The sequence below is a fragment of the Ideonella sp. P3_A4 genome (assembly GCF_056403075.1).
On sequence record NZ_JBFUGE010001022.1, the window covers coordinates 1 to 1,459 of the forward strand.

General features: G+C 66.2%; 2 protein-coding genes. Both read right to left on the minus strand.

All coding sequences use genetic code 11. The features are described 5' to 3' along the window. Positions 1–192 precede the first annotated feature (192 nt). The gene (locus AC1DYI_RS35450; protein ID WP_477208783.1) at positions 193–1,125 is read right to left on the minus strand and encodes a hypothetical protein; all 933 of its coding nucleotides are present in this window, start codon (positions 1,123–1,125) and stop codon (positions 193–195) included. Between the two features lie 68 nt (positions 1,126–1,193). Then, positions 1,194–1,459 (minus strand): hypothetical protein (locus tag AC1DYI_RS35455; protein WP_477208784.1); only part of this gene is annotated, 266 nt, incomplete at its 5' end.

A 1,459-nucleotide genomic window follows, 5' to 3' on the forward strand; every position in this document is an offset into this window, starting at 1 on the left:
GAGCAAGAAGGTCACCTACGACTTCGCCCGCCTGATGGAAGGTGCGACCCAGGTCTCGTGCTCGGGATTCGGCCAGGTGATGATCGACCACATGTGAGCCAAGGCGGCCGGCGTGATGCCCGACCGCCCTCTCGATGCCAAGCCCCCGGCGCTGCCTGCGCCGGGGGCTTTTTTCATGGCCGGGCTGCGGGTTCAGGGCTTCACCGTCACCGTCAGCGACGGGAACCATTCATGGAGATCGGCGCCACCGCCGGCGAGCGGGCTGTAGTAGCCGGCGTTGTTGCCGTCGAGCGTGACCAGGATGACGTGGCTCAGCTCGTAGGTGCCCAGTTGCGGCGGCTGCAGGCGGGGCTTGGCCAGCGCGCGCGGTTGCGAAGACTCGACCGGGCCACCGGTGATGATCGTCGCCCGTCCCTTGGCGGGCTCGCCGAAGTAGCCCGTGGTGGTGAGGTAGTCCTGGCAGAGATCGCCGACGCGCGGCGGCAGGCAGTAGTACAGGACGACGTAGTCGACGCCTGATGGTGCGCCACTGCCGGTCTCCTTCAGTGTCACGCTGGTCTTGAGATAGGGGTAGTCTGCAGAGAGAGACACCTCGGGCGTCAGGATCCGGCCCTTGAGCAAGGTGGGCTGAATCCCGTCGTATTTGTTGTTGGTGACCGTGAAGGCGGTGTTGCCCAGGCTGTCCAGTTCGGCGCCTTCGACCACCCGCACGTTGCCCGCCAGGTCTTCCAGGTGCACCCGCGCAACGTGCCAGATGCCCGGCTGAGAAAAGCGGTAGAAGCCTGTGCCCTGTCCGGCCCGTCCCACACCGATCTGTTGGTCGCGCACGAGGTGCAGGGGGCTGTCGCCGATGGTGAACTCGGCCGCGAATTGCGGGGCGCTTGGCGAACTCAGGTAGATCACCCCCTTGCGCACGCCGCTGACATCGTCGGTCGCATCGATGGAGACCGTGACGTAGGGATCGGAGCCGGCCATGTTGGGCGCCCCGCTGACAACGATGGAATGAAGCACCGGCGGCGTGGTGTCGGGGGCCGTGGCCCAGGCAATGCCGAAGGGACTGATGGGGCCGATGGCCATCAGGCCGGTGCACGACAGCATCAGGGAGCGGGCGATGGATCTGGGCATGGTGCCTCCTGGAGTGTGGTTCGATGCCCGGCGCGACGTACCGCGCCAGGCCTGGCATCCGCGACGCCTCAGTCGTCCTGCGCTTTCAGCGTGTCGCAGGGTTCGCAGCCGGGGTCGTCCGGAAACTTCTGGCAGTAGCCGGGCGGTTTGACGTGGCAGCTGGACGCCGACACCTTGAAGCCGGTGATGAACTGGCTGCGCCCGTAGTCGTTGAAGATGAAGCTGCCGGCGTACGAGCGATTGACCAGGTGCATGTCGCCGCCGCTGTCGCCCTTGACGAAGCCGTTGTAGTTGCCGATGCCGTCGGTCGTGATGGTGCCCAGCGCCATGGTCT